General features: G+C 50.8%; 22 protein-coding genes. 20 read left to right on the top strand and 2 right to left on the bottom strand.

The features are described from left to right. The 20 genes from PSF11_RS16190 to PSF11_RS16095 all read left to right on the top strand — a co-directional run bounded on the left by PSF11_RS16190 (position 1) and on the right by PSF11_RS16095 (position 14428). Complete coding sequence (locus tag PSF11_RS16190; protein WP_000062185.1) at positions 1–498, top strand: hypothetical protein; 498 nt, start codon at positions 1–3, stop codon at positions 496–498. Positions 499–1059: 561 nt separating this feature from the next. After that, positions 1060–1992: a hypothetical protein gene (locus PSF11_RS16185; protein ID WP_000434070.1), complete on the top strand. Its 933-nt coding sequence runs from the start codon at positions 1060–1062 to the stop codon at positions 1990–1992. Positions 1993–2065: 73 nt separating this feature from the next. Further along, entirely contained in the window at positions 2066–3529 is a 1464-nt protein-coding gene (locus PSF11_RS16180) for an AAA family ATPase (protein ID WP_001280522.1), read from the top strand. A 61-nt stretch (positions 3530–3590) separates the two neighbouring features. Beyond that, complete coding sequence (locus PSF11_RS16175) at positions 3591–3983, top strand: hypothetical protein (protein WP_000018404.1); 393 nt, start codon at positions 3591–3593, stop codon at positions 3981–3983. A 48-nt stretch (positions 3984–4031) separates the two neighbouring features. Beyond that, positions 4032–4226 carry a DUF2997 domain-containing protein gene (locus PSF11_RS16170; RefSeq protein WP_000757530.1) on the top strand — a complete coding sequence of 65 codons (195 nt, stop codon included), beginning with the start codon at positions 4032–4034 and terminating at the stop codon, positions 4224–4226. A gap of 44 nt (positions 4227–4270) precedes the next feature. Continuing rightward, positions 4271–5404, top strand: a complete 1134-nt coding sequence (locus PSF11_RS16165; RefSeq protein ID WP_223369384.1) for a hypothetical protein — start codon at positions 4271–4273, stop codon at positions 5402–5404. Between the two features lie 11 nt (positions 5405–5415). Then, the gene (locus tag PSF11_RS16160; protein WP_000039129.1) at positions 5416–5763 is read left to right on the top strand and encodes a hypothetical protein; all 348 of its coding nucleotides are present in this window, start codon (positions 5416–5418) and stop codon (positions 5761–5763) included. Further along, positions 5760–6188 carry a hypothetical protein gene (locus PSF11_RS16155; protein ID WP_000988988.1) on the top strand — a complete coding sequence of 143 codons (429 nt, stop codon included), beginning with the start codon at positions 5760–5762 and terminating at the stop codon, positions 6186–6188. Before PSF11_RS16160 ends, PSF11_RS16155 begins: the two co-directional genes overlap by 4 nt. A gap of 337 nt (positions 6189–6525) precedes the next feature. Next, a complete protein-coding gene (locus PSF11_RS21370; RefSeq protein WP_070120082.1) occupies positions 6526–6744 on the top strand; it encodes a hypothetical protein in 219 nt (72 codons plus the stop codon). Between the two features lie 11 nt (positions 6745–6755). Continuing rightward, complete coding sequence (locus tag PSF11_RS16145; RefSeq protein ID WP_001256126.1) at positions 6756–7325, top strand: hypothetical protein; 570 nt, start codon at positions 6756–6758, stop codon at positions 7323–7325. A gap of 2 nt (positions 7326–7327) precedes the next feature. Then, positions 7328–7873, top strand: coding sequence for a hypothetical protein (locus PSF11_RS16140; protein WP_000435225.1), 546 nt, complete (start codon positions 7328–7330; stop codon positions 7871–7873). A 116-nt stretch (positions 7874–7989) separates the two neighbouring features. After that, positions 7990–8928 carry a ParB/RepB/Spo0J family partition protein gene (locus PSF11_RS16135; RefSeq protein WP_000268394.1) on the top strand — a complete coding sequence of 313 codons (939 nt, stop codon included), beginning with the start codon at positions 7990–7992 and terminating at the stop codon, positions 8926–8928. A 434-nt stretch (positions 8929–9362) separates the two neighbouring features. After that, positions 9363–9605, top strand: a complete 243-nt coding sequence (locus tag PSF11_RS16130; RefSeq protein WP_001096360.1) for a hypothetical protein — start codon at positions 9363–9365, stop codon at positions 9603–9605. Positions 9606–9607: 2 nt separating this feature from the next. Beyond that, on the top strand, positions 9608–9970 hold the full coding sequence (locus PSF11_RS16125) for a hypothetical protein (RefSeq protein WP_001258026.1): 363 nt from the start codon (positions 9608–9610) through the stop codon (positions 9968–9970). Next, complete coding sequence (locus tag PSF11_RS16120) at positions 9963–11207, top strand: DNA-methyltransferase (RefSeq protein WP_000098294.1); 1245 nt, start codon at positions 9963–9965, stop codon at positions 11205–11207. Before PSF11_RS16125 ends, PSF11_RS16120 begins: the two co-directional genes overlap by 8 nt. Positions 11208–11220: 13 nt before the next feature. Continuing rightward, a complete protein-coding gene (locus PSF11_RS16115) occupies positions 11221–11670 on the top strand; it encodes a hypothetical protein (RefSeq protein WP_001053910.1) in 450 nt (149 codons plus the stop codon). Then, positions 11652–11963 carry a hypothetical protein gene (locus PSF11_RS16110; protein ID WP_000380893.1) on the top strand — a complete coding sequence of 104 codons (312 nt, stop codon included), beginning with the start codon at positions 11652–11654 and terminating at the stop codon, positions 11961–11963. The genes PSF11_RS16115 and PSF11_RS16110 overlap by 19 nt, the downstream gene beginning before the upstream one ends. Positions 11964–12136: 173 nt before the next feature. Further along, entirely contained in the window at positions 12137–12922 is a 786-nt protein-coding gene (locus tag PSF11_RS16105; protein WP_001151305.1) for a ParA family protein, read from the top strand. Positions 12923–12925: 3 nt separating this feature from the next. Further along, positions 12926–14107 carry a ParB/RepB/Spo0J family partition protein gene (locus PSF11_RS16100; RefSeq protein WP_001207227.1) on the top strand — a complete coding sequence of 394 codons (1182 nt, stop codon included), beginning with the start codon at positions 12926–12928 and terminating at the stop codon, positions 14105–14107. 48 nt (positions 14108–14155) lie between these two features. Then, complete coding sequence (locus PSF11_RS16095) at positions 14156–14428, top strand: helix-turn-helix domain-containing protein (protein ID WP_000703827.1); 273 nt, start codon at positions 14156–14158, stop codon at positions 14426–14428. A 52-nt stretch (positions 14429–14480) separates the two neighbouring features. Here PSF11_RS16095 and PSF11_RS16090 read toward each other — a convergent pair whose 3' ends face one another. Further along, the gene (locus PSF11_RS16090) at positions 14481–15116 is read right to left on the bottom strand and encodes an N-6 DNA methylase (protein ID WP_000074431.1); all 636 of its coding nucleotides are present in this window, start codon (positions 15114–15116) and stop codon (positions 14481–14483) included. A gap of 91 nt (positions 15117–15207) precedes the next feature. Beyond that, positions 15208–15351 carry a hypothetical protein gene (locus tag PSF11_RS16085; protein ID WP_000939033.1) on the bottom strand — a complete coding sequence of 48 codons (144 nt, stop codon included), beginning with the start codon at positions 15349–15351 and terminating at the stop codon, positions 15208–15210. Positions 15352–15741: the final 390 nt, after the last annotated feature.

Below are 15741 nucleotides of genomic sequence, written 5' to 3'. Positions count from 1 at the left end.
ATGTCGATGCTTGAAGCACGTTACTTCGTGGCAAAGATAAGCGATGCACAGGCCGTGCTCTGCGATGAGGAGCTGGCGACACTGGAAAGGCTGATCCGGAAGGTTGATGATGGCCGCAGAGCAAATGGCAAGAGCTCGCTTACTTGCGTTGTTGTCGAAGAAGATTGGCCGAACTGGCAGCAAACGGTTGACTCTGTACTTTCACTTGCTGACGGGAAAGACAACGATTGGACCAATGCCACACCAGAACAAATCAAGGCCTTTTGGGTCGATGACTCAGTTTGGAAAACTCTGGATGGCCGGGATAAATGGATTGAAGATCTCGACCTGCTGGTGGACGGTTCCCCGGTGGCTTCTGAGTGGGAACCTTTTGGCTTGGAATCAGGGCAGTCTGTCGTCATACGAGGCGGATGGATAGAAGGGAATGCCTTGAGTGATGATGGCGTACCGCTAGTGCAGGCATTCGTCGCTTGGAAACAGGGCCAAGACAACCACTAAAGGAAAATTACTTCGGAAGGGCGGCTATGGCCGCTTTCTTTTTAATATTTACAGTATCACATAATGATACTATGATGTTGTTAATTTACTTGGGGAGGCGCTTATGCTCACTGCTAAATGTATAGGGTGCGGATGCACCGATGATCACGCTTGTGTTGAAAACGGTCAACCGTGTCACTGGCTTCGCGTGAATAGAGTGGAAGGTATCGGGGTCTGCTCTTCGTGCCCGGATGCTCTCAATCAATTCGCATCGACCAGCCAGGAACAAGCAACTGGACAGGATGACTACCGGAACAGTCCAGAATGGAAGGATTTTTCATCACGCATTGGTAATGCACTATGCGGGGGCCGGAGCAAAGCAAAGTAAGGTAAAAACGGCTATGCCGTTTTTTATTTGTCTATTACGGCATCACATTATAAGCCTGTAAATGCTGAATCTGTAATTGCCCAAAATGGGCGTGAGCAGGGGCGGGGTGTGAGGTCGTTCTAAGGCAAAATACTTTGTACTGGCAGAACAAAGAAAGAATGAACTTTCACATGTGAAAGTTTTTGGGGTACGGGATGGAACAAGCAATTCAAAGTTACTTGGCTGACGACCGGCAATATCAAGACAGGATTACCGCAGCTCTCAGCCAGGTTGAAGAGAAAGGTGCAGAGTACGAAGCTCTTTGCCAACAGCGTGCTCAGTTGGGGATCTGGCAAAAAATTATAACGTTCTGGCAGTTTCGTCGAGACATCGCCGTTATACGTTCAGCACTAAAAGGCCATAACAGCGATTTGCGGTATTTGCGCCGTGGGAGAGACCAGCTCAAAGAGGGATTGGTTTCTCGGGCCGTGAAGCAAGCGATTGACGGTAGCCAGATTCTGGAACGAATCACCCAAGCTCAAGATAGGCTTGACGCCGCATCTCGACTCCACGAGAGCAACAAGCGACTGGTGGACATGGGGCAAAAAGCCTTACGTGAAATCAGTGAGGCCTCTTCCAGTATTTCATCAGCACAAACAATGGAGGTTCTCGACCTTGTGACTGACAACAAGGGCATTTCCGTCATGTCGTCGATGTCAAACTCCTCGGCCAGCAGTGAAATAGACGATGCGAAGAGAGCTGTGAAAGCCTTCGCAAATGCGCTGGGGGATCATCGTGACATTGTGGGCTCACTGCACCACTCAATGGCAACTGAGTTTATCGATCTGGGTATGGACTTTGCCGGTTTGAATGATGGTTTCGACTTTGGGAGCGTCTTCTCGCTGTTCAGCTTGTCGTCTGCCAGTTCCTCTCTGGACAAAGTAGAGTCTCGCGTTGAATCTCTGATGCCAGATCTAAGACGAGCCGCCTCCAATTCGGCAGCAGAGTATGCCCGTGTTAACGAAGAGTTCTTTGGCCTAAAACAACAGGCCTGTTGCCAAGTGCATGAGTTGCTGGTGACAAATGGTATAGACGTGTCAGTCAAGCGCGTTGAGTCCGCCGTGAACAGCTACAGAGTTGGAAGGTGATATTTACAGCATCATAAAATGAACTTATGATGTGAGGTGATCAACAAGTCGAAATTTATTTAAAGGATAAGCGATGAGCGATATTACACAGCAAATGGACAAACTTGAGATTCCAATCAAGTTGTCCTTTCCAGTCATCAACGTTAGCACTTTTGAGCTGGGCCGTGCAGAGAGCGTTTTCTCTGACATTGCAAAGAAAGTCGGCAAGCACTTTATTGTGATGCCATTCAAGAAGCTGCCCGATCCAGGCACGATGAAGGCAATGGTGGACGAGTCCAAGAAGTCCTCCAAAAACGGTGTTGTCGTGTTCGACACTTTCTTTTTCGACCGACAACGTGCAAACCCGGAAACACTCCCAGCCCTCAAGTCATCACTGACCTATCTGGAGAATGAGGGGATCAACTACATCATCGCTGGCAAAGACGTCTTCAATGAAGAGTTCGTTTATCACATCGATCTCCCGGCTATGAGCAATCAGGAAATCCTGAAACTGCTCCAGACCTGTGAAGATAACGTGAAAGATGGTGGAGTCTTCGAGAGCAACGAACGTGCTGTCATCGCAAACCACGCCCTGGGCTTGTCACACACCCAGATGAAGAACGTCTTCACCTATTCCGCTTACTTGAAATTCAAGGGTGAAGAATACCTGGGCGAGATCCGAAAAGAAAAAGCTCACATCTTGCGTGATGTCGGCCTCGATGTGCTTGAGGCCATTGATATTGGGAATGTCGGTGGGCTCGAAAACCTCAAGGAGTTTCTCCAGATACGTAAAGCCGGTTGGGACAAAGACCTTCCGGTAAAAGGTGTCCTTCTGGCCGGTGTACCTGGTGGTGGTAAATCGCTGACGGCAAAAGCCGCTGCCGGTGTACTTGGCACTACCTTGGTTCGCCTGGATATGGGCCGTTTCTATAGTAAGTATCTCGGTGAAACCGAGCGCCAGTTCAATCGTGCATTGCAGACCATTGAGCAGATCGCACCCGTTGTTGTGTTGATTGACGAGATGGAGAAGTTTTTTGGTAATGCCGATGGCGAACACGAAGTATCCAAGCGCCTGCTGGGCTCTTTCCTCTACTGGCTTCAAGAGCGCAAGAAGAAGATCTTCATTGTGGCGACGGCCAACCGGGTTCAGTCGCTGCCTCCTGAATTGATGCGAGCTGGCCGCTGGGACCGAGCATTCTTCATTGATCTGCCAAGTGTGGCTGAGCGCCAGAAGATTTTCGAGATCCACCTCGCCAAGCAGAAGGCCAACATCGCCGCGTTCGATATGCCTACGCTACTGCGTACCACCGAGGGATACACCGGGGCAGAGATTGAACAGGCCGTCATTGACGCGATGTATCTGGCGAACGCTCAGGACAAAGAGCTCAACAATGAAGCGCTGGTGGATGCGGTCACTCGCATTACCCCGACCAGTGAAACTCGCCGAGAAGACATCAACCAGATTCGCAGTTTGCGGGATCAAGGCTTCTATCCGGCCAATAACTTCGATGTTCAAGAGCAGAATGGCTCTGGACGAAAACTCGCCATCGAGGACTAAGCGATTAACTTTGTCATGCCGGAACACGGCATGACCCCCGAAACAACTCAGGAGTGATGAGATGAGCCATATCGTAAAAGGCAAGGTGCAGGTCGCCTACAAAGACAAAGAGCTGCTGTTGAAGGCTCTGGAGGGAGTTGGCGTCGTTGTTGAAAACGAAAAGCTATACCGCGTGGGCGCTGGCTACACCTTCGAGAAATACCCGATTGTTCTGATCGACCAGAACAACAAGGAGCACCGGATTGGCTACAAGGAAAAAAACGGTGTTTGGGAGCAGTACCAGGAAAACTACGGCTCTTATGGCCGCTGGACGCAGCAGGCAAGCAGCAAGGTGCAGGATCGCTACATTGCCTTCCACTACGAGCAGCAGTTGAAAGAGGAAGGTTTCAGCGTGACGGTGAAGCAGCATCACGATGGCACTTTGGAACTGGAAGCTGAGGAAGCTGTTTGGTAATAGCGCCAAGGCAATCAGATTAGTTGAACTTAACGACGAGGTGACAAAGTGAAAAAGGTAAACATCAAGATCAAGGGCGGCAAGATTGCTGCCGATTTCACGGGGTTTCAGGGTAAGACCTGTGAAGCGCTGGAGCAGCGTATTCGCCCGGAAGAGCTCGAAGTCGAAGAAAAAGAGCTGAAACCCGAGTACCACTTCAATGCTGGTCAAACCCAGCACGAAACGGAACAGAACGAATGGTGATGAGAAGGACAGGGCGCGTCCCCCTTCTTTTGCTGGTTGGTCTCATGGTCGCAGCTCCTGCGGCCTTTGCCAGTGACTTTGTGACTGGCGTAATGGTGGGGCAAATGCTCTCAGATGACTCAGGCAGCAAGAAGGTAGAGGACACTGGCCCGGAGAGCAAAACGGTCATTGATTACCATGACGGTCAGCCAGTTGTGACCAAAGTGGAGGCCTTCAAAAGCAATAAATGGCGCAAACTGGATGGCCCTCAGGGCGGCTATTTTGTTTGCCCAGGTGAATACCGTAGCTATTCGGGAAGGCTGCGTTGTCGCGTCCATGATGACGGGCTCAATGGCTTTATGGGCGGTATGACTGATGCTCAGGAGCTACCGCTCCAAGAAGCTCTGACCAAGTTGGAAGGTAAACCCATCTCCCTGCAAACCATTGAAGTCCACGGGAACAACCTGGCAGTCAAATACCAGTTAGCACCACCAGCACAAACGCACGTCAAAACTCAGGACCTGGGGGTGGTTAAGCAAGATGGTGAAATGCAGAAGGTTGCCAGCCAACCACCAGCGCTATCCATAGAGACTGCACCAAAGAGTGAACCTCCCAAGCAGATTGGTGCTGCACAAGACACCGACCGCAATACCAGTGCGTTTCAAAGTCCGTTCGAGGAGGTAAGTGACTCCATGATCGGTCTAATGGATAGCTCTTTCGTCAAAGTCATAGCGGGGTTGATGCTGGTGTTTGGGGTTGCTAGTGGAATTATGAGGCAGAGCCCATCAGGAATTGTGATGGGGATAATGCCTGCAATTATGATCATGACCGCGCCAACGGTTATTCGTACCATGTTCGATACAGGCGCGGCCAGTACCAAGCCAGTGGAAGATAGCGGAAGCTCATTTCCTTTCTTCTTGGTGGCAATAGTGCCGGTGCTGATTTTCTTTGCCTATAGAGCTTTTATGAACAACCGGAGCGACTCCGAAATTGATGAGTTGTTAAGAGAAGCCCGACGTGCTGAAAGGGCTGAACGACCAAGCAATGAGCCTCCCTCAGTGGATGAACTCCGTGAGCGCCAGCAACAAAACCCAGAAAGAGAACCGGTGGTTGTCAGCTCATCAGCTCCGGCACCAAAGGTGCAAAAGGAAGAGCCAATCGAAGTACAGCCAGGCAAGCGCAAAATTATTTTGGATTAGTGGGGTAGGTTATGAGCAAAAAGCGCATCGTAATCAAAAATGGTGAGGTCTGCGGGTTTGCCGATGAGGTTTCCTTCAAAGGCCTTGAAGTGCAGGAATACAGTAAAACAAGGGTTTCGCGCATCGTGCCGACGAGCGGCATTCTAATGATTGCGTTCTATGTTATTCGCGGACTTTGTTCAGACGAGTCAAAGATTGCGGCATGGACTCGTGTTTGGCGTTGCCAGTGGAAGGTGCTGATCGACGGTAAAAGCTATGGACCATTCAGCAGTCGTGCGGATGCTATCTCGTTCGAGAAGGACGAGATCTACAAACAAGGCAAATTCTTTGCCGATGCCACTCACGAGGCGGCAGTATGATGACACGGGCGGCTATGGCCGCGCTGTTATCCGCGTTGGTAATAGGCCTTGTGTCTGATTTGTCCGCACAAGAGCTGGTGGTAAGCCAGGTGGCTATAGACAAGTCCACTGAGGTGGAGAAAGAAGCTACCTTCCACAACCGCAAGTGGGTGTTAAGGACGGGGCAGGTTAGTGGATTCTTCATCTGCCAAGGAGATAACAAAGACATTTACTACCGGCATGACAGGGTGGGCGCTCACTGCCAGAAGACATCGACTGGGTGGCGCAATGTACTGGGTCTCAGGGACGATGTTCCGGAAGTTGAGCTGAGCGTGTACCTGGGGACCGTTGAAGGTGTCCCCGTGAAAGTCCTTCATCAGGAAGTGGATGGTTACGATCTGAAAGTGCAGTACAAGGTTGCACGTAAAGGGTCAGCAAATGAGTGAGAGTGTGCGTCGGTCAACGCCGATGGTAAAGATTAAAATCCTGCCGAGTTTCGTAGGGGTTCCCTTCCCGTCGGTGCTACTTATCGTTGCGGGGCTCCTTAATGGCCCTTTGTGGGGCTTTGCCGCATTCGTCTTTCATATCGTCATCAAGCGGTACATCTACAGAGAATACCGGAGGTTGCCATATCCGATGCCAACCGGCTCAAGGCCTATGGATGAGTTGAGCGAGCTCCTTGTAAAGGGGATACCGGAGGAATTTTTCCGGCGGCTTGACGCAGCTTGCAGCTCTGATGCGTCAGTACAAATAACCTGCCCAAAGAAATACCGGCTGCTCAAAATGTCGTTGAATCGCTATGCCAACCGCGCTGGTTGTTACCCGCAGTTCCGGGAGGGGGATGAAATAGCGATTGAGGTAACAGAGCAGAGACCAAGAAAAGCAGGAGCAGGGAAGGGCTTTCCAAGTATTCAAGTTCTGAAAGCGTCAGAGGGTGTTCTGAGTGAACCGGAGCAGCCTATCGAAATTCAGAAAGATAAGCGCAAGATTATCTTGGATTGAGGTGGGTTGGAATGCGGTCATTTTTATACAGAATATTGCTTCTTTGCTTCGTCATTATCGTCCAGATAGGGCTAATCGCCATTGATGCGAGCCCGTTGGTTGTTGCTATGTTCCTCTCGCTAACAGCTTTAGTCGCTGGGGTCTGGATGGCGTACCTTCATTCCCGATTTTTGATGGCGGTGACTCCAGTAGTTATCTCTGTGCTAATGGCGACCCTCGCCATGAAAATGTTTGAGCCGAGACTCTTTGTTTCTGCCAGCGAAAAAGGCTGGTTCCCTTTGTCATTGTTCGTCTCGATACCGTTTTACTTCTACTTGAGTTACTTGCTTGAGATAGAGGAGAAGAGACGTACATTCCGGGCCAATGTGATTGGGTTTTTGCGTGGAGTTTCGGAAGAGATCCGTCGTTCAACCAGAGAGCATAGAGATCAAGGTGAGATAAGACACGGTGGAACAGAGCTGGGGAGTATTGACGAACTACAAAGGGGCGAGGCCAAAGAGCCAGAAGTCATCAGCTCTACATCGGACCAGAAAGAACAAGGCACTCCCAAGCGAGACAAGAGAAAAATCATTCTGGACTGAACATGGAACAAATCAGAAAAGGCTTAACCCTCGAATACGCAAAAGAGAAGCGTGAGAAGCTCTTGGCGGAGCTCAAATCAGATGAACACTACAGCCAGACTGAAACAGTAGCCTATGGGCACCACGACCCGCTCAGCGTTCCTGTGGCAGCCTGCGATAGTTGTCATGGCCGGGCGCAAATGCAGAAGGTTATAGGTCCTCCTGTGCGCTGGAATATGGTCTGCCTGGGTTGTGGGAAGGCGATCCAACAAATCCAGAAACGACCGTGGCAAGCAGCAATGGCGTGGAACCAAATTAACTTGGGAACACAGGACTACAGACAACTGCCCCTCTTTGGACTTGGGAGTCTGTCTCCTGAATCAGCAAGACAGAGAATGGTGGGAATACGCAGGAACCTGGAGCTGAGAAAGAGCCTCGCCGGTATCGAGAGGACGATAGCCCACAAGGAAGGTCAACGCCCACCAGGGAAAGAGTACCAGCAACGACTGGAAGCATATCTGCAATGGGCCATGCTGGCGCTGAGGTTGCTCAAAGTCAAAGCAAGTTAGTGGTGAGAAGGAAGAGAGAACCCGGTACTGTAAAGCGCCGGGTTTTTTATGCCGCCCTGTTTACAGTATCAAAAAGTGATGCTATAAAGTGAGCAAGTCACAAGGAGAACCAACGAATGGCTGTTATCAACTCACTCCGCGCTCTCAAAGGCGTAACCGCCCCCGAAGAACTGAAAAAAGGGGATGGATTCACTATCTCTCCTCAGCTTCTGCTGGAGGAAGAAGGGTTTAACACCCGTGGCGCTTTCTGCGAGGACTACTACGAGCGCCCGGACATCAAAGCTGGTATTCGAGTGCTGGCCGATGCTTACAAGCGTGGCGACTATGTTCCGCCGATCATCGTCAAAGTTATCGACGGAAAGGTGTATGTCCGTGAAGGTCATCGCCGTCGCCGCGCCATCCTGCTTGCTATAGAGGAAGGTGCCGACATCCAGTTCGTGCAGGTCGTAGAGCACAAGGGCGATGAAGCCGAACAGAGCCTTCTGATCGCCACCAGCAACGATGGGCTCCCTCTTTCTCCACTTGAGCGAGCCGTGATCTACGCTCGGCTTGCAAACTGGGGGTGGAGCGACCAGATGATTGCCCAACGTGTTGGCCGCTCGGCTGAGCACGTTCGTATCGCCCGTGCCCTTTTGGAGATGCCTCTGGAACTGAAACGGATGATTCAGGAAGGCTCTGTGGCTGCCACCTACGCTCAGGAGCTCTACAACGAGCACGGCACCAACGCTGTTGAGATCCTGAAAAAGGCGCAGGAAGAACAGGCCAGTGGCAATGACGGCAAGAAGGCCCCGAAAAAACTGACCAAAAAGTCTGTCGAGAAAGGTCCCCGCCTGGGCAAAAAGGTGGTTGAAGCCATGCACCGAGGCGTGAGCTCTATTACCAGTCGTCTGGACAACATCAAGCCGAACGATGACGGTGAAACGTTCACCCTTACCCTGAGCCGGGAAGATGTTGATGCGTTTCAGGAGCTGAAAGCCAAGCTGGCGGAGCTGGAGCCCAAAACTGACGAGTCCAATGAAGACCAGCAAGAGCTGGATTTGGCGGGTAATCAGTAATGGGGCGCTGTACTGTTGAGGATGCCATCCAGTTGCTGGAAGGGGGAACCATTGTTGCGGTCGTACCGGCGTCATCCGGACCAGATACGCTGGTGGTTTCCTCTATCAGGCTTGAATCCGGACTGACAGTACAGTTTTCCCCTCCAGCGGCAGCCAGTGTCAGTGTTCAGCTCGCGGAGCTCGATGATGAACAGTGACAAGAAATCGTCTGAACTAGCCAGACTGAGGCGTCAGCATCAGCTAGTTTGCTCTGTCATCGCAGCCTTGCTCATCTGTGCAGGTATATATGGGACCGTTGCACGTTTGGGCTTCATCCTGATGGCGCCATTGTTTGTTATCGCCTTAGGTGTGTTAGTCGATGCGTTCCTGCCAAGGGTAAGTTGGTTCTTCTGTGTGCGGGACGTGAGAGACATATTTGGGTGGAGAAAACGATAGTGGCGAAGTTGAAGGTTTATGGCGGGATCACTTATGGGGCCGAGGGGCAGTTCAGAACTGTCGTTGCGGCCACAAGTAAGAGCAAGGCTGCTTCAATTCTGAATATCACGATTTACCAGATGAATAGCTGGTGGACGGAGACTTTTAACAAGTACGAGGTCGAGGCGGCGATGTCTGAGCCGGGGGCTATTTTTTCAAAGCCTCTCGATGGCAGAGACCCATTTGTAAAGCAGGAAGGATAATTGTGAGAAGTGTTTTTGTATGGTTGAAGGCCGGGGCAATACTGGCTTTCCTATTCTTCGGTATTGCTGGTGCTGTCAACCGGGTCTATTGGGTTAACAGCCAAGGTTTGAGCCAGGGGTCGATGTCATCCACATTGGTTAAAGAAAAGTTTGGCCTAGACCTTGGTGCAATGTGCCGTTATGACAAACCCCAGCATGTCGAGTTCAAAGTCCTTCCTGATCAGACAATCCAGTTCCGCTGCTCATGGTTTGAAGGTGGCGGATTAACCTGGTGGCCTTTCTACACCGAGCATGATGTAAAGAGCGCCGAGGCGACCTCTGTGCTCAATGACATATTCCAGGGTACGGAGGGGCATGATGAGTAGCCAGCTAGAACTCTTTCATGTCCAAGAGGCGTATGCCAAGGCCGATAAGCCGTTATCGAATGAGGAGCTCTACGATTCGGTGGCAGAGCTCGCTGGAATCCCGAAAAGCGCTCTGAATGAACAAAGTGAAATTGGCAAGGCAAAGGTCAAGCGGAGCAAGCTGAAAAGACAGATACGCTGGTATCAGCAAACCCTCAAGTCGATGAACCTTCTCCAGAAGGTGGACGGCGAGCGGGGTGTCTGGGAGCTCTCAAGCAAAACCAAGAAGGGCCTGCATGAAGCGCTAGGTGGCGTTCGACTGGTCGCTTATTCAACAAATCTTGGGCTGGCGGTGTGGTCAAACAACAAGAGCTTTTTCTCTGACCTCGATGAGCCGGTGCATCTGTGTGTGACATCTCCGCCGTTCCCGCTCCGTATACAGCGTGGCTATGGAAACGTTGATGAAGCCAAATGGGTGGATTTCATTACTCAGGCACTCGAACCGATAGTCAAGAACCTGGTGCCAGGAGGAAGCGTTGTCCTGAATGTCAGCAATGACATATTCGAGGCCAAGAGCCCCTCCAGATCTCTCTACGTTGAGCGAATGGTGCTGGCGCTCCATGATCGGCTTGGGCTCTCTCTCATGGATAGATGGCCGTGGATCAACCTGTCAAAACCACCAAGTCCGACCCACTGGGCTTGTGTGAACCGTTACCAGTTGTGTGCCGGGTGGGAGCCTGTTTATTGGTTCACCAACGACCCTGACAGGGTGCGTTCTGACAACAGAAGGGTCCTGATCCCTCATACAGAGAAACATCAGAAGCTGATGGCCCAAGGCGGTGATAACAGAGTGGTCAGTTATGGTGACGGGGCATATCGACTGAGAGGGAACGCATTCTCTAACGTCACGGAAGGACGGATACCGAAAAACGTTATCCAGCGCGGCCACCGTTGTGCGGATACTCTGGAGCTTCGGAGAATCGCTAGAGAACTGGGGTTGCCACCGCACCCGGCAATGTTCCCAACAGACATACCTGAAATGGCTATCCGCTTTCTGACGGAAGAGGGCGACCTTGTTGTTGATCCGTTCAGTGGGTCGAATAAGAGCGGGTTGGCCGCAGAAAGGAATAACCGGCGCTGGATCGCCTGTGACATCATTCTTGAGTACATTCGCACCCAGGCGGAAATGTTCACCGGCTTTGATGGATTTTGGATGAACCCGGCCATAGCAGCAGTGGGCGGGGGAGCGTTGAATTAAGAGAACAATGCCCATGAATTTAAGTATTATCGCAAGAGTCTTGCGCCAATTGGCAATTATTTTTGTCCTCTCCGTGCTTCTTGTGGCCGGATATATCTACTATGCCGGTAAACAACATCAGCAGGCAGCAATCAACTTTTGGGGTGAGCAATACCAGCCTGATGCCATCTCGACGCAAATTGATTGGGGGTTTATCGGTAATTGGGTTATTCCTCGCGGGGGGCCAATTATTTCTCCGGGCATTGCTGGAGTGTGTCCCAATACACCACTTCCCGTTGTGCCTCTTAAAACTGGTCCTGATGGCCGGGGTTATGTTCTCTGTGGCATTGGAAGTGAGGCTGTCGCTACCAGCTTTGATGTCAATGACATCCAGGATGAAGAGATACGAAACACATTAAAAACGATGTTTGAGGAAGAATTTGAAAAAACTGTTAAGGGGGATAAATGGACACTCAAGAACTGAACCACATGATAGCTGAGGCCTACAGCCGGGATTTGCAAAAGCCTGAGCTGGTATCGTTCAAAGAGGTGAGTCGCTGGGGGCGTAAGTACGGTTTCCCCGTCGTATGCACTCTGGCCGATGAAAGTGAAGAAAAGCAGATTCACTGGGCTGCCAGTTTGCTCATTCAAGTAGCCGGTACTTGGCCGCGAGAAGATATGCCGGAATTGCTCACACCGGAACGGGGCTCCGCGCTGTTCAACGATGCGATGCAGTTATTGGCGAATGGGCTTGGAGCAGCAAATCAATTGCGCTGACAGCACAAACCTTGTCAATAAGCGGCCTTCATGGCCGTTTTTTTGTTTAAAGTTTGTTTTAACAGAACCATAATTAGATATTGCAGTATCATTTTATGATCGCTACAATCTTTCACATGTGAAAGTTTGGGGGTGGTCTTGATCACCTGCGAGAAACCAAAATAGAGGTGGGTATGGCAAAAGTAATCAGCTTCGCCAACCAGAAAGGCGGAGTGGGTAAGAGTACCCTCTGTATCCAGCAGGCCTTTTATCTGGCGTTACAGAAGAAAAAGAAAGTGCTGGTCTTGGATATGGATGGTCAGGGGAACACGTCCTCTCGACTGGCCCCCAGACGAGAGCTTGAGGATGGTGACTACGAGCCCATCCTCACTGGAACCAAAACCGCAGAGCTGTTCGCTTACGAGCTGGACGGCATTGAGGTCATGCACTGCCCTTGCGGTGCAGACCTCATTCATACGCCGAAGAATGACCCGGATCTGTTTGAGATGGAGGCTGTGCCTCTTGACCAAGCCATGAATCCGGCTCGCCATTTGGCTGAGCTGTTTGAGAACTACGACTACGTGCTGATTGATTGTCCGCCTAGCCTCGGCAGAAAGCTGGTGGCAGCGTTGGTGATGTCTACCCATGTGGCATGTCCGGTAAAGCTCTCTGGCTTCGCTGTGGACGGCGTAGAAGGTCTCCTGAACACGATTATTGGTGTGCGCGAGGCATACAACCAAAATTTGGAGATCCTGGGCATCGTGATCAACGACATGGACCGCTCTGTCAATCACGACAAAGCCCTCAAGTCGCTGGAGAACACAGTTCCGGATCTGCTGTTTGAGAACAAAATTATGCACCGGCCTCCGCTCGATACGGCGACGACTGATGGCATCCCTGTCTGGGAGCTTCGCTATGGACATGTCGCGGCCAAAGAGGTTGAGGCGGTGTTGGAAGAACTATTAGAGAAGGTGGGCTAAGCGATGGCATTGAACAATTTAAAAGGCCTGTCCGAACTTGCTAAAGCCGCCAAAGGCAAGAAAGGCAAAGAGGTTCTTACCGTACCTGTTGACGACGTTGTATCCAAGGTCCAGGTTCGTAAGCGCTTCCGTAACATTGAAGAGCTGGCGGCAACCTTGCTGACCGAAGGGCAGCAATCTCCGATCATCGTGTTCCCGAAGAATGAAGAAGGCAAGTTCGTCATCCAAAAAGGGGAGCGGCGTTGGAGAGCGTGTAAACACGCTGGTATCGAGACCATTGACCTGGTGGTGAATGATAAGGTCCAGAACAATTTGGACGAGACTGCTGGTGAGCTGATCGAAAACATCCAGCGGGATGACTTGACTCCGGTAGAGATTGCCGAGGCGTTAAACCTGTTTATTGAAGAAGGTTGGAAGCAAAAGGATATTGCTGATCGGCTCGGTAAGAATATCACTTTCGTATCTACGCATCTGTCGTTGCTCAAGCTACCTGACTGTGTGCGTGAGTTATACGATAATGAAGTATGTTCTGATACAGAGACCTTGAATAACCTTCGTCTCTTGTTCGATCTGAATGAAGAAAGATGTCGCGCCGTCTGCGCGGTGGCTATGTCTGACGGGATTACTCGTAAACAAAGCCGTGAGCTGCTGAATGATGCCAAACGTATCAAAGACGAAATGGAAAAAGGCCCACTGACTGGCTCCCACCAGAATGATGAGCTTGGCGCTGGCAACACCGACGAGCAATCCCTCAACTCGGGTGGGGATGGTACGTCGGAACAAACCGGGAATGACGACCTGAACCTTGCCCAGGAGGAACTGGAAGGGGGTAAAAATTCCAATGGTCAGGACGATGATGACGAAGACCCTTTGCGTGATGAAGAGGGTGAGCACAAAGATCCTGTCAAGCAGCCAGATAACAGCGGCAAGGACAAAGATGAAGAAGGCGGTGATGCTCTTCCTCCTCTGCCGAAGGACAAGGAATGGAAGAACGTCCGGGCTGACAGTTTGATTTTTGCTGTCAACGTTAACCTGGATGGCGAGACCAAACGTGGAGTCATCATGACCGACCGTGTTGCTCTGGTTCCGTCTACTGTCTGGGTTAAAACGCTCGATGGCGAAGGCAAGGAAAAGCATGTTCATGTGCCTGTGTCAGACATTGAACTCCTGAGTGTCGAAGGCTAATAAAGGAGGCCCAGCCAAAGAGGTTGGGCCTGTCAAGAACAGGTGAATATGAAGATCTCACAGGACATGAAAAGAAAATTTGCTTTGGTGAATGCCCTGTCTAAAACGGAGAAGCCAAGTCTCCAAGACCTTCACAAGGCAACAAATATTCCTGAATCAACGATCAAGAGACAGTTGTCTGCCCTGCGTGATGAGTTCGGAATGAATATCTTGTTCGTCAGGGAGTCTACCGGCGAACGAGGTGCCACCGGCTACTACATGCTGACAGACTGGGGGATCTTAGACAGGTCTTCGTTCTTGAACCGGTACGGAAAACTGTAAGGTGCCATAGAGCAGCGCATTGAATGCAAAACCCGCCAATCGGCGGGTTTTTTTATGCTGCCACGGTAGCGGCGGTTGCTGGAGGTTTTTCGGCGTAGTAGGCGATGTTCTTGGTTCGTCTGCTAAGGGTGTCTATGCCGACGATACTCAGCGTTTTGGGAGTGGTATTGCGGGACTCGAAATAATGGAATAGCTGGATCATGCAGCACTTCACCATCAACGGATCGATGTCTTCCAGGTAGATTGAGGCTTCTCTCAATGCTTCGGGACCGTGGTTCTCGATCAGGTTTTCCATCCAGTGAATGGCGTTGATGCCAGAACCACAGCAGGGCTCATAAAAGTCTGCCGAAGACTGTGAGCCAACAATGAGTGACATCAAGCGGCCAATCTCTGGAGGAGTGGGGAAGTAATTGGTGCCCTTCTTGTGGAAGCCAGACATGCTTAGGACGTAACCCAAAACATCGCTGGTGGGGTCGCGCTTAATGGCGGCAGACAGGACGTGAGAGAGCTCGAAGGCGACCGGCTGAAGTTCTTCCGGGATCTCCTCCTTGGCTGGGTATAGGCCAGTCTGCAAGTATGCCCACTGGTCAATAAAGGCCTCAACAAACCGAGATGTGCCCATTCTGTATCGGGACTGCTCGATGAGAGATAAAGCCTTGGATGTAAGTTGCTGTGTTTCTGGTGACATAAGCGCTCCAGTTTGTTCTGACGAAACATTCAAGAGGTAGAAACGAAGAACCCCGCCGAAGCGAGGTTCTTTGCTTTCCTGCCTGATCGCCTTAATGCCGAAGCAAAGACGTCTTGATAAAGTCGGGGCAACCGGACATTTCCCGGTCGATGAAGTCCTGACGTTTCGCCAGCGGCCATTTCATGAACGCCGCGAGCGGGATGCGCTTATTCGTGTTAGTATTGCCTTGCAGCATAACAAAGCTCCTTAATTGCTTGATTGTGTTGTAAGGGCTGCAACGAAGGTCGAAGAGCGATGCGGCCCTTATTTATGATTATTACAGCATCATAAAATAATATCAAGAGACAATAAAACGATACCAAGAAACAAAACTTTCACATGTGAAAGTCTCCCCGCTGTCCACCTCGCACACTCCAAACGCCCAAATAACTTGTCTATCTGCCCAAAATGGGCGCGTAAGCGTCCGATAGAAAGTAATTGTTAGTGAGATATTGACTACACGGAATATGGCTATATCATAGAATCATAAAATGATGCTGTAAAAGTGATATGTATGCCAAAGCAAGCAAATCATCTCCGTTTGAAGAAACCTTGCGCCAACTGTCCATTCCGGAAGGAGGGCGCT

The sequence above is a fragment of the Providencia sp. PROV119 genome (genome assembly GCF_028482435.1).
Classification (GTDB): Bacteria; Pseudomonadota; Gammaproteobacteria; order Enterobacterales; family Enterobacteriaceae; genus Providencia; species Providencia stuartii.
Note: the sequence above shows the minus strand (reverse complement) of the source record. Positions and strands in the feature narration are given on the sequence as shown.

Bases quoted from the DNA above. Each gene is read 5' to 3' on its own strand.
- PSF11_RS16190 (WP_000062185.1), top strand. From the start codon at position 1: ATGTCGATGCTTGAAGCACGTTACTTCGTGGCAAAGATAAGCGATGCA.
- PSF11_RS16185 (WP_000434070.1), top strand. From the start codon at position 1,060: ATGGAACAAGCAATTCAAAGTTACTTGGCTGACGACCGGCAATATCAA.
- PSF11_RS16180 (WP_001280522.1), top strand. From the start codon at position 2,066: ATGAGCGATATTACACAGCAAATGGACAAACTTGAGATTCCAATCAAG.
- PSF11_RS16175 (WP_000018404.1), top strand. From the start codon at position 3,591: ATGAGCCATATCGTAAAAGGCAAGGTGCAGGTCGCCTACAAAGACAAA.
- PSF11_RS16165 (WP_223369384.1), top strand. From the start codon at position 4,271: ATGGTCGCAGCTCCTGCGGCCTTTGCCAGTGACTTTGTGACTGGCGTA.
- PSF11_RS16160 (WP_000039129.1), top strand. From the start codon at position 5,416: ATGAGCAAAAAGCGCATCGTAATCAAAAATGGTGAGGTCTGCGGGTTT.
- PSF11_RS16155 (WP_000988988.1), top strand. From the start codon at position 5,760: ATGATGACACGGGCGGCTATGGCCGCGCTGTTATCCGCGTTGGTAATA.
- PSF11_RS21370 (WP_070120082.1), top strand. From the start codon at position 6,526: ATGTCGTTGAATCGCTATGCCAACCGCGCTGGTTGTTACCCGCAGTTC.
- PSF11_RS16145 (WP_001256126.1), top strand. From the start codon at position 6,756: ATGCGGTCATTTTTATACAGAATATTGCTTCTTTGCTTCGTCATTATC.
- PSF11_RS16140 (WP_000435225.1), top strand. From the start codon at position 7,328: ATGGAACAAATCAGAAAAGGCTTAACCCTCGAATACGCAAAAGAGAAG.
- PSF11_RS16135 (WP_000268394.1), top strand. From the start codon at position 7,990: ATGGCTGTTATCAACTCACTCCGCGCTCTCAAAGGCGTAACCGCCCCC.
- PSF11_RS16120 (WP_000098294.1), top strand. From the start codon at position 9,963: ATGAGTAGCCAGCTAGAACTCTTTCATGTCCAAGAGGCGTATGCCAAG.
- PSF11_RS16115 (WP_001053910.1), top strand. From the start codon at position 11,221: ATGAATTTAAGTATTATCGCAAGAGTCTTGCGCCAATTGGCAATTATT.
- PSF11_RS16110 (WP_000380893.1), top strand. From the start codon at position 11,652: ATGGACACTCAAGAACTGAACCACATGATAGCTGAGGCCTACAGCCGG.
- PSF11_RS16105 (WP_001151305.1), top strand. From the start codon at position 12,137: ATGGCAAAAGTAATCAGCTTCGCCAACCAGAAAGGCGGAGTGGGTAAG.
- PSF11_RS16100 (WP_001207227.1), top strand. From the start codon at position 12,926: ATGGCATTGAACAATTTAAAAGGCCTGTCCGAACTTGCTAAAGCCGCC.
- PSF11_RS16095 (WP_000703827.1), top strand. From the start codon at position 14,156: ATGAAGATCTCACAGGACATGAAAAGAAAATTTGCTTTGGTGAATGCC.
- PSF11_RS16090 (WP_000074431.1), bottom strand. From the start codon at position 15,116: ATGTCACCAGAAACACAGCAACTTACATCCAAGGCTTTATCTCTCATC.
- PSF11_RS16085 (WP_000939033.1), bottom strand. From the start codon at position 15,351: ATGCTGCAAGGCAATACTAACACGAATAAGCGCATCCCGCTCGCGGCG.